Origin of the sequence: Candidatus Protochlamydia sp. W-9 (assembly GCF_001950615.1) — a bacterium.
GTDB classification, from domain to species: Bacteria; Chlamydiota; Chlamydiia; order Chlamydiales; family Parachlamydiaceae; genus Protochlamydia; species Protochlamydia amoebophila.
On the sequence record NZ_BCPZ01000341.1, the window covers coordinates 1 to 368 of the forward strand.

The window sequence follows — 368 nt, forward strand, 5'->3', positions numbered from 1 at the left end:
TGATCTTATCCACACCCCCGATGGATTGGCTCAGATGCAAAAAATAGAGGAGTATCGTTCTAATTCTCATAGTAATACGCTGCGCAAAACGATTTCTTTTCATCAAAGCACTCCTAAGCTCTTTGTCCTTTACCAAGAACAAATGGGCACCTATCTCAATGAAGAGTCTCTACAAACAAAAGAAATCAGACGTAAGCGTCAGGCAGTACAGCTGCTAACGGATCGCCTGCAGACCTATGAACAGATTTGGTGCCACCCCTTTAAAGAGAAGATTATCGACCTAAAAAAGAACTACACGGAGTTGCTCCATCACCTTTTAAATGATTTATCGCTTTATTTCGGCATGGAAGAAGCCAATACACTCGATC

The 368-nt window shown here is 41.8% G+C and carries 1 protein-coding gene; it reads left to right on the forward strand.

What is annotated here, in order from left to right:
- Positions 1-368 (forward strand): hypothetical protein (locus tag BU804_RS09375; RefSeq protein WP_143298979.1); only part of this gene is annotated, 368 nt, incomplete at both ends.